Below are 14,737 nucleotides of genomic sequence, written 5' to 3'. Positions count from 1 at the left end.
GTAGGAATTCGTCATCCAAGTTACGTACCCGATGCGGCAAATACTCAAGAGTTCTCAGACTTGCTTGCTGGGACTCGTGAGCGGCTCGTGATCTCGTAGGTTGGACTACCGCTTCATCGGGTCCCAGGCCACCAAGTCATACGCCGCCCGCACCCGCTGCAGATCCCGCCCCAGCTTGCGGCTCGCGGGCAGGTGCCGCATCCACCCCATCCGACGCACGCTGGTCGCCAGCACCTCGCGCATCTCCGCGCTGCCCTGCGCCACCCACGCTGCCCAGCGCTCGCGCCCCTCGGCCAGGGTGCCGCTGGTGTGCAGGTAGATCGCGGTGGAGTGGGCATAACACAGCGCATCGCGCACATGGCACACCGCCAGCGGCAGCACGGCGGCGGGGTCGTCTTCAAAGTCGATGCAGGCCACCTCGCCGTCGGGGCAGCGCACCAGATTGCGCGCAAAGGCCTGGCTCAGGCAGGTGCCTGCACGGTGCACCTGGGCCAGCGTGTCCAGCCCCTGCTGCCACAGCGCCAGCGCGGTGGCCGTGTCTCCGGCCTGCACGGCGTGGTCGATCTCGTTGCCGAGGGAATGGGTTTCTTCGCCCCCGCTGCCCAGGTTGCGCATGGCAAACCCGTTTGGCAGTGCGGCCAGCACGGCGGGCACGCGGATGCCGCGGGTGGCCAGGTCGCGCAGGCGCTGCACTTCGGTGGCAATGGCCCTGGGGTCGCCGGGGTTGGGCACGGGGCGCAGGGCGTCCAGCCGCAGCAGGGCGGCCAGCACGGCCATGGCGCGGTAGCGGCCCATGCCGTGGGGCGCGCCCGCACGCTTGATCCAGATCTGCTCATCGCCCAGCACATGGGCCATCACGTTGTGGGGCTGGCTGGCCAGCTGCTGCTGCAAAAAGGCGGTGTAGTCCGGGGTGGCGGCGGCAGTGTGGGGGGCAGATGCGTCCATCTTCAGGCTCATACCGCGGCGTCCCCGGCCACTGTGGCCGCAGTGCCGGCGGCGGCGGCGTGCACCAGCTCCACATGGTGGGGAATGGACGGCTCCAGCGCCGGTTCGGTGGCCTGAAAGCTGTGGGCGCTGGCCTGCGGCCAGTACAGGCGGAACACGTTGTGCTGGGCATGCAGCGGGCCCAGCAGCGCGCCGGGCTGCACGCGCGTGATGAGGTTGGACAGCAGGCGCACCTCGGTGTCGCTGATGCGGCGCACGATGTGATGCGCCGTGATCTCCTTGGGGTGCTTGAGGCCCGCGGCCTGCACCAGCTCTTGCAGCGCATGCAGCGTGCTGCTGTGGAACTGCGCCACGCGCGTGGCCTTGTCGGGCACCACCAGGGCCTGCTGGCGCAGCGGGTCTTGCGTGGTCACGCCCGTGGGGCAGTGGCCGGTGTGGCAGGTCTGCGCCTGGATGCAGCCCAGCGCCATCATGAAGCCGCGCCCCGCGTTGCACCAGTCGGCGCCCAGCGCCATCATGCGCGCGATGTCGAAGGCGCTGATCACCTTGCCCGCGCAGCCAATGCGCACGCGGTCGCGCAGGTTCACACCCACCAGGGTGTTGTGCACCAGCAGCAGGCCTTCCTGCAGCGGCGCGCCCACGTGGTCGGTGAACTCGACGGGCGCCGCACCCGTGCCGCCCTCGGCGCCGTCCACCACGATGAAGTCGGGCGTGATGCCGGTGACCAGCATGGCCTTGACGATGGCAAACCATTCCCACGGGTGGCCCAGGCAGAACTTGAAGCCCGTGGGCTTGCCGCCCGAGAGCGTGCGCAGCCTGCCGATGAACTGCATCATCTCCACCGGCGTGGCAAACGCGCTGTGGCGCGACGGCGAGATGCAGGCTTCGCCCTGCTGCACGCCGCGCGCGGCGGCAATCTCCGCCGTCACCTTGGCGCCCGGCAGGATGCCCCCGTGGCCGGGCTTGGCGCCCTGGCTGAGCTTCAGCTCGATCATCTTCACCTGCGGGTCGGTGGCGTTGGCGGCAAAGCGTTCTTCGTTGAACGTGCCATCGGGGTTGCGGCAGCCAAAGTAGCCCGAGCCGATCTCCCAGATCAAGTCGCCGCCGTGCTCCCGGTGGTACTGGCTGATGCTGCCCTCGCCCGTGTCGTGCGCAAAGCCGCCATTCTTTGCACCCTGGTTCAGCGCCAGGATGGCGTTGGCCGACAGCGAGCCGAAGCTCATGGCCGAGATGTTGAACACGCTCGCGTGGTAGGGCTGGGTGCAGGGCGACGCCGAGGGCGAGGGCGCATCGGGGGTGCCGCCGATCCACACGCGAAAGTCGTGCGATGGCAGCTGCGTGGGCGCCAGCGAGTGGTTCACCCATTCATAGCCATGGCCGCCCACGTCCAGGTGCGTGCCAAAGGGCCGGTTGTCCGGGTCGCCCTTGGCGCGCTGGTACACCAGCGAGCGCTGCGCGCGCGAGAACGGCGCCGCCTCGCTGTCGCTTTCGATGAAATACTGGCGCACCTCGGGCCGCACATATTCGAGCATGAAGCGCAGGTGCCCGATGACGGGGTAGTTGCGCAAAATGGCGTGGCGCGTTTGGTGCAGGTCATACAGGCCCAGGGCCACCACCGCCCCAAAGGCCAGCACTGCGGGCAGCCCCACGCCAAACGCCACCAGCGCAAACAGCGACAGCAGCAGCCCGAACACGCTGAGCGCAAACACCGTGTAGCGCACCGGGTAAAGGGAGTTGAGCTGATGGATCATGGGGGGCTTCCTTGGGGTGGGCGCGGGCGGGGTGGCTACACTCACCGCCCTGGCGGCGAATCATAGAAGTAAACCCGGACGCGGCGGTGGACCGCTGGTTTGCTGGCTTACTCGTTCGTCCGCGCAAGGCGCACATGTGCGACGACCTGCGGCAATCCGCGACCCTGCGCGTTCACGCCATGCGGTGCGGATGCTCGCTGCGCCCGCCTGGCGCGCCGGCCACGGCGCTGCCCGGGGCATCCACCGCCCGTTCGCCGTTCTTCGCCGTTCACCGTTTACCGTTCACCCATCCACATTGTCTGCCCCACCCCCCACGGAGCCCGCCATGACCGACACCCCCATCCCCCCCGGCCTCAGCCCCGACGAGCTGGAAGAAATCGACAACATCCTGGACGACCTGCGCACGCGCGGCGAAGAGATTCCGCAGTGGGAGTTCTGCGACGGCTTTCTCACCGCCGTGATCTGCACGCGCCGACCCATCCCGCCGGCCGAATACCTGCCCATGCTGCTGGGCGACGGCGCCGAGCTGGAAGTGGCCGAGGGCGAGCCCCTGCCGCTGCTGCCCGCGTTTGCCGACGCCGCCCAGCAGGCGCGCTTCATTGAGCTGTGGGACCGCCGCTGGAACGAGGTGGCCGCGCAGCTTGACGCCAAGGTGGAAACGCTGGAGGACGAACGCACCTTCCAGCCCGAAGCCATGGACATGCGCGGCGCCGTGGCCAGCCTGCCCGAGGCCGAGCGCGCCGAGATGGACGGCCAGGAAGTCCCGTCCTTCGGCCAGGTCTGGGCCCTGGGCTTCATGTTTGCCGTGGAAAACTGGCCCGACGAATGGGCCGCCCCGCGCGACAAGGAAGCCGCCGGGTGGCTCAACGACGCGCTGGACAGCATCGTCGCCCTGACCGAAGACGACACCGGCAAGCCCGAGGTGTGCATGTACAGCGAAGACGGCCCGCCTAGCACCAGCCAGGCGCGCGTGGAAGCCTTCGGCGAAGCCATCTGGGCCGTGTACGACCTGCGCCAGATCTGGAAAAGCATGGGCCCGCGCGTGGAAACGGTGCGCAAGGCCCCCGAACCCGGCCGCAACGACCCCTGCCCCTGCGGCAGCGGCAAAAAATACAAGAAGTGCCACGGAGCCTGAGCCCGTTCACCGAATGCTTGAACGGGCTGTTGCCTGCCTGCCTGCCGGGGCCCGTTCACGCTGAACCTGCCCAAGCGCCGCGCAGGGGGCCGCCGGGCTCGGCCGGAACGGTTTGTGCAAGTGCACAGCGCCCTTTTTATTGACTACAAAATTGATAGCTGTCAGCGCTTGACGGATAAGCGCTGAGGCCATTTTTCATATGAAATTCATCGCAGCGCGCCCTTCGGCGCGCTGTGTTTTGTTACCTGGTACCCCCGCATGAATCCATCCACTCTTTCCCGCCTGCGCGCCGAATGGGCGCCCAGCATTCCGCGCGAGCTGCTGGCCGGGGCCGTGGCCACGTTTGCGCTCATCCCCGAAGTCATCGCGTTCTCGTTCGTGGCGGGGGTGGACCCTTCGGTGGGGCTCTTTGCCTCGTTCGTCATCAGCCTGGTCATCGCCTTCACCGGCGGGCGGCCTGCCATGGTGTCGGCGGCGGCAGGCTCGGTGGCTTTGGTCGCTGCGCCCCTGGTGCAGTCGCACGGGCTGGGCTACCTGCTGGCGGCCGGGCTGCTGGCCGGGGCCGTGCAGGTGGTGTTTGGGCTGATGAAGCTGGGCGTGCTGATGCGCTTTGTGTCCAGCTCGGTGCGCACCGGCTTCGTCAATGCGCTCGCCATCCTGATCTTTGCCGCGCAGCTGCCGCACCTGCAGGGCGCGAGTGGCGCCACCTGGGGCGCTCTGGCGCTGGGGCTAGCACTCATTTACGGCCTGCCGTGGCTGGGCCAGCGCCTGGCGTGGCCCGCGCTCTCGGTCATCCCGTCGCCGTTGATCTGCGTGGTGGTGCTCACGGTGCTGGCATCGGCCCTGGGGCTGCAACTGCCCACCGTGGGCGACCTGGGCAAGCTGCCCGACGCGCTGCCCGTGTTTGCGCTGCCGCAGGTGCCCGTGTCGCTCGACACGCTGCGCATCATCCTGCTGCCCGCGCTGGCGATTGCCATGGTGGGCCTGCTCGAATCCGTGCTGACCGCCGCCGTGGTGGACGAGCTGACCGATACCCCCAGCGACAAGAACCGCGAATGCGCGGGCCTGGGTGTGGCCAACATCGCATCCAGCCTGTTTGGCGGCATCGCAGGCTGCGGCATGATCGGCCAGGCCGTGGGCAACGTGAAATACGGCGGGCGTGGGCGCCTGTCCACGCTGTTTGCCGGGGTGTTTCTGCTCATCCTCATGGTGGCGCTGAAAGACTGGGTGTCGCAGGTGCCGGTGATCGCGCTGGTCGCCATCATGGTCATGGTGTCGGCCGAAACCTTCGACTGGAAATCGCTGCGCGCCCTGGTGCGCCACCCGCGCCTGTCCAGCGCCGCCATGCTGGCCACCGTGGCCGTCACCATCGCCACCCACAACCTGGCCGCCGGCGTGGCCGTGGGCGTGGTGCTCAGCGGCGTGTTCTTCGCGTTCAAGGTCTCGCGCATGCTGCACGTGCGCGTGCACGACGATGCCGAGCCGGGCGATGGGGCCGATGGCGCCGGTGGAGGGGATGGCGCCGCCCTGGGCCGGCGCACCTGGCACGTGTCCGGCCAGGTGTTCTTTGCATCGGCCGATGCGTTTGTCGAAGCCTTCGACGTGCTCGGCGCCGAAGGCCGCCCGGTGGTCATCGACGTCACACACGCCCACTTCTGGGACATCACCGCCGTGGCCGCTCTCGACAAGGTGGTGGAACGCCTGCGGCACCATGGCTGCACGGTGCAGGTGCTGGGGCTCAACGCAGCCAGTGCGGTGCTGATTGACCGGATGGGGGGCGAGGTGGGGCCAGCCGGGGTGAAGGGCTGAGCGGCGCCACACCCAGGGGCTTCCATTGACTTGGTGAACGCGGCTGTTGAAAATCCTGGTAAGTGCCTACTGGCCGGTTCTAGTTTGCCGAGTTGACTGGCGCAGGTTTCTCGGAAATTTGATACTAGAACATTTGCATAGACCCTGCCCTTATAAAAATTCGCCGTAGTTCGCTTTTAGGTGAAATCGGTATGCGGGATATCCTGTGCGATCAATTCGTATCGAAAATGTTTTTGAGTTCTACTACGTTAGGGATATTAATAGCATGTTCTCTCTTTTTAAAGACCGCCGTGAACAATTGGAACTAATGGCGGGATTTAAAGAGGCTGCGGCCTTGTCTTCTTGGACGCTAATAAATCTCATCGAGCAAAACGAAAGTTTTTTTTCTGATCGGAGGGATGAATTTGACTTGGCAAAGAACGCCCTCGATCGAGGGATGAAGTTTTCAGAGAATGGCAATCACCGGGTTGCTTATATGCATTTCATGTCTTATATCGACAGAACGATTGAGAAGAATATTGATATTGTACTCGCCCATCAAAAATTGGTGGACAGCATTAATCGCATTCGAAATCTTCAAAGAGGTACGCTCATACCTCTGTGGGAGAAGCACCAGCACAAGCTGGTTCGAGTTAAAAATACTTAGCTTTCATATAGAAAATCCGCGACAACAGCAATAGCCTGATCGATTAGGAATCCGTGCGTAAAACAGTTGCAGTCGAATATCCAGGATTCGTGTTGGACTCAGCAGTAGTCCGTTCCGAAATAAAATCTGCCTTGCCGCGCGTCACCGTTAAAAACGTAAGTCAAGCAGCCCGAGCAGTCTTCCTCGCGGGCATCGGCCAAAGTCCGAGTGCATCGACATTGACCGCTCCGTATTGCTCAGTGCGCCGCAAGCAGCGCCTCACCCCTGCGCCAAAAACTTCTTCAAGTTCCCCGCCGCCGTACTGCGCACCTTGCGCTTGAGCGAGGGCGACCAGCCCAGCAGCAGCCCCGGTGCCCCCAGTGCCTGCCGCGCCCAGCGCCAGAAGTTGAAGCGGTCGCGGTGCGTGGCGATGAGGCCTTCGGGCGTGAAGGTGAAGCTGCCGTCGATGATGTTGTGCACCTGGCGCCCGGTGGCGCTGAAGAGGTAGTGCGCCTCCCAGTGCGCCTGGCCGCGCTGCGCATCGGCATCGATGCCGCTGAACTCCAGCTTCCAATGTTCTGCGGCGCCGGGCTTTTTCGTGGCGGTGCACAGCATGCGCCACATGCCGCCGATCTGGTCGCGGCCTTTCAGTGAAAACGCTTCGTCGTCGAAGGTGGCGTCGGGCGCGTAGCAGGCGGCCATGGTGGCGTGGTCGAGCTGCGCGAAGGCGGTGTAGAAGCGCTGCAGGGTCTGGGCGTTGGGGTGCATGAAGAAAACTTCCGGCGGGGTAAAAAAGAAAAACAAGGATGCGGGATGGAGCAGGGTGTCAGCGCATGAAGCTGCGCAGCGCGTTGGCCGTTTCGCCAGGCAACTGCTCCGGGATGAAGTGCCCCGCAGGCACGGCCTGGCCGGTCACTGCACCTGCGCACTGCGCCTGCCACAAGGCCAGAGGCTCGAAAAGCCGGTGCACCACCCCGTGCGCGCCCCAGATCACCAGGGTGTCGCAGGCGATTTGGTCGCCGCGCGCGCGGCTTTCGCGGTCGTGGTCCAGGTCGATACTGGCGCTGGCGCGGTAGTCCTCGCAGGCGGTGTGGATGGCTTCAGGGGTGCAGAAGCAGCGCTCGTACTCGGCCAGGGCCTGGGGCTCGATGTGGGCGAGGCCCGCGCTGCCCCAGCCGCCCAGTTTGGCGTGCAGGTAGGCGCGCGCGTTGCCGCCGATCATGGTTTCGGGCAAGGGGGCGGGCTGGATGAGGTGGAACCAGTGGTAGTAGGCCCGCGCAAAGTCCATGTCGGTGCGGGCGTACATGTCCAGCGTGGGGGCGACGTCGATCACGCAGAGCTTCTTCACGCGCGCTGGGTGGTCCAGCGCCAGGCGGTGGGCCACGCGGCCGCCCCGGTCGTGGCCGCACAGGTAGAACTGCGCGTGGCCCAGCGCGGTCATGACCTCGGCCATGTCTTGCGCCATGGCGCGTTTGCTGTAGTTGCCATGGTCGGGCAGGCCGGGCGCGTGCGATGAGTCGCCATAGCCGCGCAGGTCGGGCAGCACCAGAAAATAATCGCGCGCCAGCTGCTGCGCCACGCGGTGCCACAGCGCATGGGTTTGCGGAAAGCCGTGCAGCAACAGCAGCGGCGGTGCGCCCACGGTGCCGCCGGTGCGCACGAAGATCTCGGCGCCGGTGGTGGCGATGCGCTGGGGGGTGAAGCCTTCAAACCAGGGGGTAGCTGTCATGCGGGGTGCGGCGATGTTGGTATGTGCAGGGCCCCAGCGGATGCGCGGGCTCGGAGTGCCCACAAGTCGCGAAGAGGGCGCGAGGATGGCGGGAAGAGAGCCCGAGGAGGGCCCGCGTGGCCCGCGAGGGTCAGGCCAGCAAAAATCCCAGCAGGCGCTGCAGCGCATAGCGCAGCGTGGCGGCGCGGATGGTGGCGCGGTCGCCGGCAAAGTGCTGCATCTCACTGTGGGTGGCGCCGCCCACACACCAGGCGAACCATACGGTGCCCACGGGCTTGGCGTCGCTGCCGCCGGTGGGGCCGGCCACGCCGGTCACGGCCAGGCTGACGTGGGCTTGCGAGTGGGCCAGCGCGCCATCGGCCATGGCGCGGGCCACGGCTTCGCTCACGGCGCCTTCCTGATCGATCATGGCCGCAGGCACGCCCAGCATCTCGGTCTTGGCGGTGTTGGAATAGCTCACGAAGCCGCGCTCGAACCAGTCGCTGGCGCCCGCCAGGTCGGTGCAGGCCGCGGCGATCATGCCGCCGGTGCAGCTTTCGGCGGTGGCCAGCATGCGCCGCTGCTTCACCAGTTCCAGAGAAATCTGGGTCAAATTGGCCTCCAGCGCTTGTGCATCAAGCGCTTGAAGCTCACTTTCTGATAGCGATGTCATCGTCATGAAAACCTCCACAGGGCAATGACCAGCAAGGTGCAGAAGGCTGCCACAAAGTCGTCCCACAAGATACCCCAGCCGCCGCGCCAGCCAAAGCCTTTGAAGAGGCCATCGGCCCAGCCCACGGGGCCGGGCTTGGCCGCGTCAAAAAAGCGGAACAGCGCAAACGCCGTGAGTTGCCCCCAGAACCCCATGGGCATGGCCAGCCACAGCACCAGCCAGAAGGCCACCACCTCGTCCCACACGATGCTGCCGGGGTCGGCCACGCGCAGGTTGCGCGCGGTGGTGGTGCAGGCCCACCAGCCCACCACGGTGCTGGCGGCAATCAGCATGCCCAGGTGCAGGGGCGACAGCCACTGCTGCAGCATCAGGTAGCTGAGCCACGCCCACAGCGTGCCCACCGTGCCGGGCGCCATGCGCGACAGCCCGGCGCCAAAGCCCAGCGCGATGAAATGCGCCGGGTGGGCCAGCAGAAAGGCCACGGTGGGGCGGCGGGGGGCCATTGCGGCGTCGGAAGGTGCGTGGGGAGTCATGTCGGGGGTTGGCTGGGCTGCAGGGGGTTTCGCGTCCTTTCAGGCGGCGGCTTCACCGTCTTTCCAGCAGCTCGATGTCCTTGGGGTAGCGCACGGTGTGCTCGGCGCTGAACTGCGCCGTGGCGCCTGCGGCCAGGGGCTGCTGCCAAGCGATGGTGCCCGCAGAGCGGTTCCAGGCCAGTTCGGCGGGCTGCGGCTGGTAGCGCGATTCGACCTCGATTTTTTCGTTGCGCGACACGGGCGCCGCGTGCAGCACCTGCAGCGTGATGCCGGTCTTGTGGCGGTTGTCCACGCTGTAGGCGCGGCGGGTCTTGCGTTCCACGCGCGACCCCACAAAACCGCTGCTGCCCGTCACGTCCTGCTCGGGCTCGGCCCGCACCGTCACCAGCTCATCGCGGCCAAACGACAGGCTGGCGCTGCCCGCCGGGGCGCCCGCGCTGGGCGCGCCAAAGTCGATGCGGCCGTTGCCCACAAACGCGCCGTCGCGGTAGAGGCCGGCCGCGCCCGCAGGCCACACGCCGGGCGGCTGGGCAATCTGCGCGATCAGATAGGCGGCTTCTTCCATGGCGGGGGCGGTGCGTGTGATCAGCGTGGCGGGCGCCGTGTGGTTGCCCAGCGCCAGCGTCACGCGCTGGCCGCTGGAGGGCACGGTGATGCGCTGGGGCACGGCGAACTCGGTGGCAAAACCTTTGTCGAGCGCGCTCACGTCGAAGGTGGGCATGGCTTCTTCGGCGGCGTTGCGCGAGCGCGAAAGCGAGGCGATGCCCGGCGAGGGCGCAGCAGGCGCGGGGGCCATGGCCATGGGGGGCGCTGAGGCCGGTTGCGGCGGCGGCGCCACGTTCAGCCACCAGGGGCGCGGCAGCTGGCCCTGCGTGGCGCGGCCCGGCTGGCCGGTGGACAGCGTCAGCTGCACGCCCGCCCAGTCCTCGCCGCTGTTCTGCGCCACCAACGCCTGGCGCTCGATCAGCACCGTGGCCTTGGCCGCATCCAGCGTGGCGCGGTAGCTGGGCTGCCAGCCGGGGCCGCGCACCTGGTAGGACAGGCGCAGCTCGGCCTCGCGCTCGGCGGCCAGGTTGATGGTGACGGACACCACGCGCGCGCGCTGGCTGGCCACGCGGTCGCGCTCGGCCACCAGGGGCTTCAGGGCCAGTTCCAGCGCCTCCTGTTTGCGCTTGAGCTGGTGGGCGCGCGCAAAGCTGTCCTGGCCGGTCTTGCGCAGCACCTCGGCCGTGGCCGTGATCTGCGCGGGCGTGGGTGCTGCCGAACGCGGCGCTCCCGCAGTGGGCGCCGCGGGGTCCTGGCCGCCCCCGGCCCGCGCCACGCTGCCCAGGTAGCCATCCACCAGCTGCAGGGCCGAGGTCTCGGCCTTCACACCGGCAATCTGGTCTTCCAGCTCGCGGATGCGGCCGTCCAGCGGGCTGGCGCAGCCCGCCGCCACATCGCGGTCTTCGGTGAGCACATTGAACTCGCCCACGCGCACAGCCGGGTCGGCGTGGATCTGCAGGCTCTGCACATCCAGCGACGCGGGCAGGCAGGCCAGCGTGAGGCTGCGTGCGCCTGCGCTCACCTTGGCCACACGTTCCACCGTGGCGCTGCCGGGGTAGACGGTGACGCGGGCGATGCGGGAGGTGTCCTGGGCCTGGGCGGAAAACGCCGCGAGCAGAAAGGTCAGCACCAGCGGCAGGCTGCCCGGCACGGGGCGCGAGACGGTCGAAGGGGAAGTCAAGGGCGGCTCCTTGGGTGCGCAGAAAGAGGCATGGATGCTAGCAGCGGCCCGTCGTGCTGCCGCAGGGCAGCGCGCGCAGTGCCGGCAGGCCCGGGGCCGAGCGCCCAACGTCTTGTAACCATTTTGCGGCGTGCAAAAGGCGCTGAAGCGGGCCCCAGCGTTTAAAAAGCCCGCGCGGGCCAGGGAGGCGCCCGCTTCTTTCGAGCCACCATTTTTGGGGAGACAACGCGTGCAAGACACCGATGACAAGAGTGCCTTTGATTCCGCCATCCGTGCGCTGGAATTCGAGATCGCCAACGCTGGCACCCACCTGACGATCGACGCCACCGCGCGGCAGGCTTATTCCCGGCAGATCCAGGCGATGGCGAACGAGCTGCGCGGCCAGGTGACCAGCGGCCGTATGACCTGGGCACAGGCCGCAGAGCAGGCGCAGGAGACGCGCAACGCCATCATGGAAGTCATTCGCGGGCGCAGCACGCCCGTGGGCCGCGCGATGGCCGAGCGGCTCAAGCGCGAGGGCAAGACGCTGAACGAGCTGATCGCGCGCAAGACCCAGCAGCTGTACGGTGTGGCGGCCGACTTCAACCGCCTGTCGCCCACCCAGCAGAACGCGGTGTATGCCGAGATCGTCCGCTCTGCGGGCACGTCCAACCCCCGGGTCACCGCCACCATGCGCAACCTGTCGCGCGCCGGGCGCGGGCTGCTGGTGGTGTCCATCGCACTGTCGGTGTATTCGGTGGCCAGTGCCGAAGACAAGGCGGGCGCCGCGCGCCGCGAGCTCGCGGTGACGGGCGCCGGCATTGGCGGCGGCATTGCGGGCGGGGCGCTGGCCGGCCTGGCGTGCGGGCCAGGGGCGCCGGTGTGCGTCACGGTGGGGGCCTTTGTGGGGGGCGCGCTGGCGGCCTTTGGCGTCGATTTCTTCTGGTGACGCCGGAGCCTTGCGCCATGCAGATACTGAGCCCCGAAGCGCTTTCTCTCACGCCTGTTCCATCCGCTGCGGACGACGCGCCGCCCCAGTCACACATCGTGCGCAACGGCCAGCCCACGGGCCGCCAGGTGCTCGGCGCGGTGCTGGAGCTGGCCGCGCAGTGGCAGTCGTTCTACCTGCTGCTGACCACCGACGACACACCGTTTGAAGAGCTGCTGCACATCCACCTGCTGGGTGCCGATCTGCGCCTGCTCGATTCGGCCACGCTGGGCGGCATCTACGCCACCGGCTCGTTCTCGCCGCTCGATTCGACCGCGCCCGACACCCTGCGCTTTCGGTTCATCGGCGGCACCGACTGGAGCGTGCAGGTGCTGCCCGAGGCCGGGTTTCGCATGCCGCTGCTGTCGGAGCCCCCGGGCGTGAGCCGACCGCTGGGCTTCACCCGGCATTTCATCGTGCGGGGGCAGCCGCAGCCCGAGCGCGGCTGACCGCGCCCCGCTGTCTCGCCCCGCTGTCCCGTCTCTACAGCGCCCCCGGCACCTCGGCCGCCAGAAAGTCATACACCGCACGGATGCGGCGGCTCGTGCGGATCTCGCGGTGCACCGTGAGCCAGATGGGCAGCTGCGGCAGGGCCAGCTGCGGCAGCACGGGCAGCACCTCGGGGTCGGTGCGGGCCAGGTACTGCGCCACAAAGCCGATGCCCAGGCCCGCGCGCACCGCCGCCCAGTAGGCGATGAGGTCGTCGGTGCGAAACGCGAAGTGTTGGCGCTCCACGGGGTAGCCCAGGGCGGCAAAGCCCCGCAGGATGTCCTCGTTGCGGTCGTTGCCCACCAGCTCGTGCTGCAGCAAATCGGGCGGCTGCCGGGGCGTGCCCCTGCGGCGCAGGTAGTCGCGGTGGGCATACGCGCCCAGCGCCACCGCGCCGATGCGCTTGGCCACCAGGCTGGCCTGGTCGGGGCGCACCATGCGCAGGGCGATGTCGGCCTCGCGCCGCAGGAGGTTGGTGACCTCGTTGCTGGCCACCAGCTCCACCTGCACCTCGGGCAGGGCCTGGCGCATGCGGGCCAGCACGGGCGGCAGCAGCATGCAGGCCACAGGCTGGCTGGCGGTGATGCGCACGCTGCCACTCACGCCGGCCTCGGCGCCCGACACGCTGCGCGCCAGCTGGTGCGCGCCGGCCTCCATGGCGCGGGCCGATTCGGCCAGGCGCAGGGCCGTGGCCGTGGGCAGCAGGCCCCGGCCCGTGCGCTCGAACAGCACCACACCCAGCTGCGACTCCAGCTCGGCAATGTGGCGGCCCACGGTGGGCTGGCTGGCACCCACCACACGCGCTGCGCCCAGCAGACTCCCCTGGTCCAGCGCGGCCAGGAAGGACTGCACCAGGCTCCAGTCAAAGGCTTGGTTCATGAGGATGGTGTGCGTTGTGATGCGCAGGGTACGGTGTGAAGAGGTATTCAAATCTGCATTGCAGCTATGAATAGTTAGGCAATTGTGTAACGCCCCTCGCGTTTTCACAATCGCTCCATCCCTGTGAATGGAGTGCCGCCATGACCGTTTCCTACCCTTCCATCACTCCCAGCCCGCGCACGGTGCTGGTACTGGGCGCACGCGGCCGGCTGGGCATGGCGGCCGTGCGTGCGTTTGCCGACGCTGGCTGGCAGGTGCTGGCGCAGGTGCGGCCCGGCACGCCGCAGCGTGCCGCCACCACCCTGCCGGCCATGGCCGGTGTGTGGTGGATGCCCGTGGCGGTGCATGAGACCGCTGCACTCGTGGCGCAGGCGCAGGGTGCGCAGGTGGTGGTGCACGCGCTCAACCCTGTCTACACCCACAAGGCCTGGCGCGAAGAGGCGCCCGCGCTGATGGAGGCGGCCATCACCATTGCGCGCCAGCTGCACGCCACGCTGATGCTGCCCGGCAATGTCTACAACTTTGGCGAAGCCATGCCCGCCGTGCTGCGCGAGTCCACCCCCCAGGCCGCCACCGGCTTCAAGGGCCGCCTGCGCGTGCAGTTGGAGCAGCGCCTGCAGGCCGCCACGCAGGATGGCGGCCTGCGCGCCGTGGTGCTGCGGGCGGGAGACTTCTTTGGCAGCGGGTCGGGCAGCCTGCTGGACCTGGTGCTGGCCAAAGACCTGGCGCGCGGCCGCGTCACCCTGCCCGGCCCGGCCGATGTGGCCACGCCCTGGGCCTACCTGCCCGACCTGGCCCGCGCCCTGGTGCGCGTGGCCGAGCAGCGCCACCGCCTGGCCGCGTTCGACACCCTGCACTTTGCCGGGCACCAGGCCACGGGCCAGCAATGGGTGCAGGCCCTGGCGGCCGTGGCGGCCACCCGGGGCTGGCTGCCGCCGGGCGGCGCACTGCGCGTGGGGCGCATGCCCTGGGCGCTGGTTCGGCTGGCGGGCCTGGTGGTCCCCACGCTGCAGTCCGTGGCCGCGATGCGCTACCTGTGGCGCACCCCGCACCGGCTCGACAACGCGCGCCTCACCGCGCTGATCGGCGAGGAGCCGCGCACCCCGTTCGACACCGCCGTGCACCACGCGCTGGCGGACCTGGGCGGGGCGCTCGCCGCCCCGTCGGCTGCGGTGGTGACTGCCTGAACGGTTTTTATCCTCCACACCCCCGCATTTTTTGTTCACCAGGAGCACCCTCATGCACCGACGCAATGTCATCCGCCTGGCCGGTGGCGGCACCATCGCCGCCGCCACCGTGGGCACGCTGGCCGCTTGCGGCGCGGTGGGCACCCACTACCCCGCCGAAGCCGTGGAGGCATGGCAAGGCCCCGTGGGCCACTCCGAGGTGCGCCGCCGCGCCGTGGCTGGAGCCTGTTGACGCTCTCGCAGGGGTCGCGCAGCGGCCTTGGCGGGATGGGCTGCAAGGCGCGGTGCGCAGTGGATAGCCCGGCTATCC

At 68.3% G+C, this 14,737-nt stretch carries 15 protein-coding genes; 7 read left to right on the top strand and 8 right to left on the bottom strand.

Going from position 1 to position 14,737, the window contains the following annotated elements; translation table 11 throughout:
- Positions 1 to 105: 105 nt before the first annotated feature.
- Positions 106 to 945 (bottom strand): hypothetical protein, encoded by an 840-nt coding sequence (locus ACOQFS_RS16920; protein ID WP_421563992.1) that lies wholly within the window; start codon positions 943 to 945, stop codon positions 106 to 108.
- A gap of 8 nt (positions 946 to 953) precedes the next feature.
- Positions 954 to 2,696 carry an FMN-binding glutamate synthase family protein gene (locus tag ACOQFS_RS16915; RefSeq protein ID WP_421563991.1) on the bottom strand — a complete coding sequence of 581 codons (1,743 nt, stop codon included), beginning with the start codon at positions 2,694 to 2,696 and terminating at the stop codon, positions 954 to 956.
- Between the two features lie 325 nt (positions 2,697 to 3,021).
- Here ACOQFS_RS16915 and ACOQFS_RS16910 point away from each other — a divergent pair, with 325 nt between their 5' ends.
- From ACOQFS_RS16910 to ACOQFS_RS16900, 3 genes are all read left to right on the top strand, one after another.
- On the top strand, positions 3,022 to 3,831 hold the full coding sequence (locus ACOQFS_RS16910) for a UPF0149 family protein (protein WP_421563990.1): 810 nt from the start codon (positions 3,022 to 3,024) through the stop codon (positions 3,829 to 3,831).
- Positions 3,832 to 4,089: 258 nt separating this feature from the next.
- Positions 4,090 to 5,640 carry a SulP family inorganic anion transporter gene (locus tag ACOQFS_RS16905; RefSeq protein WP_421563989.1) on the top strand — a complete coding sequence of 517 codons (1,551 nt, stop codon included), beginning with the start codon at positions 4,090 to 4,092 and terminating at the stop codon, positions 5,638 to 5,640.
- 265 nt (positions 5,641 to 5,905) lie between these two features.
- A complete protein-coding gene (locus ACOQFS_RS16900; RefSeq protein ID WP_421563988.1) occupies positions 5,906 to 6,286 on the top strand; it encodes a hypothetical protein in 381 nt (126 codons plus the stop codon).
- A 258-nt stretch (positions 6,287 to 6,544) separates the two neighbouring features.
- Here ACOQFS_RS16900 and ACOQFS_RS16895 read toward each other — a convergent pair whose 3' ends face one another.
- From ACOQFS_RS16895 to ACOQFS_RS16875, 5 genes are all read right to left on the bottom strand, one after another.
- Positions 6,545 to 7,033 carry a nuclear transport factor 2 family protein gene (locus tag ACOQFS_RS16895; protein WP_421563987.1) on the bottom strand — a complete coding sequence of 163 codons (489 nt, stop codon included), beginning with the start codon at positions 7,031 to 7,033 and terminating at the stop codon, positions 6,545 to 6,547.
- A gap of 58 nt (positions 7,034 to 7,091) precedes the next feature.
- Positions 7,092 to 7,994 carry an alpha/beta fold hydrolase gene (locus ACOQFS_RS16890; RefSeq protein ID WP_421563986.1) on the bottom strand — a complete coding sequence of 301 codons (903 nt, stop codon included), beginning with the start codon at positions 7,992 to 7,994 and terminating at the stop codon, positions 7,092 to 7,094.
- Positions 7,995 to 8,124: 130 nt separating this feature from the next.
- Positions 8,125 to 8,652 (bottom strand): CinA family protein, encoded by a 528-nt coding sequence (locus ACOQFS_RS16885; protein ID WP_421563985.1) that lies wholly within the window; start codon positions 8,650 to 8,652, stop codon positions 8,125 to 8,127.
- Complete coding sequence (locus ACOQFS_RS16880) at positions 8,649 to 9,179, bottom strand: phosphatidylglycerophosphatase A (protein ID WP_421563984.1); 531 nt, start codon at positions 9,177 to 9,179, stop codon at positions 8,649 to 8,651. The genes ACOQFS_RS16885 and ACOQFS_RS16880 overlap by 4 nt, the downstream gene beginning before the upstream one ends.
- 52 nt (positions 9,180 to 9,231) lie before the next feature.
- Positions 9,232 to 10,905 (bottom strand): DUF4139 domain-containing protein, encoded by a 1,674-nt coding sequence (locus tag ACOQFS_RS16875; RefSeq protein ID WP_421563983.1) that lies wholly within the window; start codon positions 10,903 to 10,905, stop codon positions 9,232 to 9,234.
- Between the two features lie 229 nt (positions 10,906 to 11,134).
- Between ACOQFS_RS16875 and ACOQFS_RS16870 the strand changes: the two genes are divergently transcribed.
- Complete coding sequence (locus ACOQFS_RS16870) at positions 11,135 to 11,833, top strand: hypothetical protein (RefSeq protein WP_421563982.1); 699 nt, start codon at positions 11,135 to 11,137, stop codon at positions 11,831 to 11,833.
- A gap of 17 nt (positions 11,834 to 11,850) precedes the next feature.
- Positions 11,851 to 12,321, top strand: a complete 471-nt coding sequence (locus tag ACOQFS_RS16865; RefSeq protein WP_421563981.1) for a hypothetical protein — start codon at positions 11,851 to 11,853, stop codon at positions 12,319 to 12,321.
- A 34-nt stretch (positions 12,322 to 12,355) separates the two neighbouring features.
- Here the strand turns inward: ACOQFS_RS16865 and ACOQFS_RS16860 are convergent, their stop codons facing one another.
- A complete protein-coding gene (locus ACOQFS_RS16860) occupies positions 12,356 to 13,240 on the bottom strand; it encodes a LysR family transcriptional regulator (protein ID WP_421563980.1) in 885 nt (294 codons plus the stop codon).
- Positions 13,241 to 13,380: 140 nt separating this feature from the next.
- Between ACOQFS_RS16860 and ACOQFS_RS16855 the strand changes: the two genes are divergently transcribed.
- Positions 13,381 to 14,427, top strand: coding sequence for an NAD-dependent epimerase/dehydratase family protein (locus ACOQFS_RS16855; protein ID WP_421563979.1), 1,047 nt, complete (start codon positions 13,381 to 13,383; stop codon positions 14,425 to 14,427).
- 52 nt (positions 14,428 to 14,479) lie between these two features.
- On the top strand, positions 14,480 to 14,659 hold the full coding sequence (locus tag ACOQFS_RS16850) for a hypothetical protein (protein ID WP_421563978.1): 180 nt from the start codon (positions 14,480 to 14,482) through the stop codon (positions 14,657 to 14,659).
- The last annotated feature ends 78 nt before the right edge of the window (positions 14,660 to 14,737 follow it).

Origin of the sequence: Paracidovorax sp. MALMAid1276 (genome assembly GCF_049198005.1) — a bacterium.
Taxonomy (GTDB): Bacteria; Pseudomonadota; Gammaproteobacteria; order Burkholderiales; family Burkholderiaceae_C; genus Acidovorax.
This window is presented reverse-complemented; position numbering and strand designations above follow the sequence as displayed.

Coding starts and splice junctions, on each gene's coding strand:
- ACOQFS_RS16920 (WP_421563992.1), bottom strand. CDS start 945: ATGGACGCATCTGCCCCCCACACTGCCGCCGCCACCCCGGACTACACC.
- ACOQFS_RS16915 (WP_421563991.1), bottom strand. CDS start 2,696: ATGATCCATCAGCTCAACTCCCTTTACCCGGTGCGCTACACGGTGTTT.
- ACOQFS_RS16910 (WP_421563990.1), top strand. CDS start 3,022: ATGACCGACACCCCCATCCCCCCCGGCCTCAGCCCCGACGAGCTGGAA.
- ACOQFS_RS16905 (WP_421563989.1), top strand. CDS start 4,090: ATGAATCCATCCACTCTTTCCCGCCTGCGCGCCGAATGGGCGCCCAGC.
- ACOQFS_RS16900 (WP_421563988.1), top strand. CDS start 5,906: ATGTTCTCTCTTTTTAAAGACCGCCGTGAACAATTGGAACTAATGGCG.
- ACOQFS_RS16895 (WP_421563987.1), bottom strand. CDS start 7,033: ATGCACCCCAACGCCCAGACCCTGCAGCGCTTCTACACCGCCTTCGCG.
- ACOQFS_RS16890 (WP_421563986.1), bottom strand. CDS start 7,994: ATGACAGCTACCCCCTGGTTTGAAGGCTTCACCCCCCAGCGCATCGCC.
- ACOQFS_RS16885 (WP_421563985.1), bottom strand. CDS start 8,652: ATGACGATGACATCGCTATCAGAAAGTGAGCTTCAAGCGCTTGATGCA.
- ACOQFS_RS16880 (WP_421563984.1), bottom strand. CDS start 9,179: ATGACTCCCCACGCACCTTCCGACGCCGCAATGGCCCCCCGCCGCCCC.
- ACOQFS_RS16865 (WP_421563981.1), top strand. CDS start 11,851: ATGCAGATACTGAGCCCCGAAGCGCTTTCTCTCACGCCTGTTCCATCC.
- ACOQFS_RS16860 (WP_421563980.1), bottom strand. CDS start 13,240: ATGAACCAAGCCTTTGACTGGAGCCTGGTGCAGTCCTTCCTGGCCGCG.
- ACOQFS_RS16855 (WP_421563979.1), top strand. CDS start 13,381: ATGACCGTTTCCTACCCTTCCATCACTCCCAGCCCGCGCACGGTGCTG.
- ACOQFS_RS16850 (WP_421563978.1), top strand. CDS start 14,480: ATGCACCGACGCAATGTCATCCGCCTGGCCGGTGGCGGCACCATCGCC.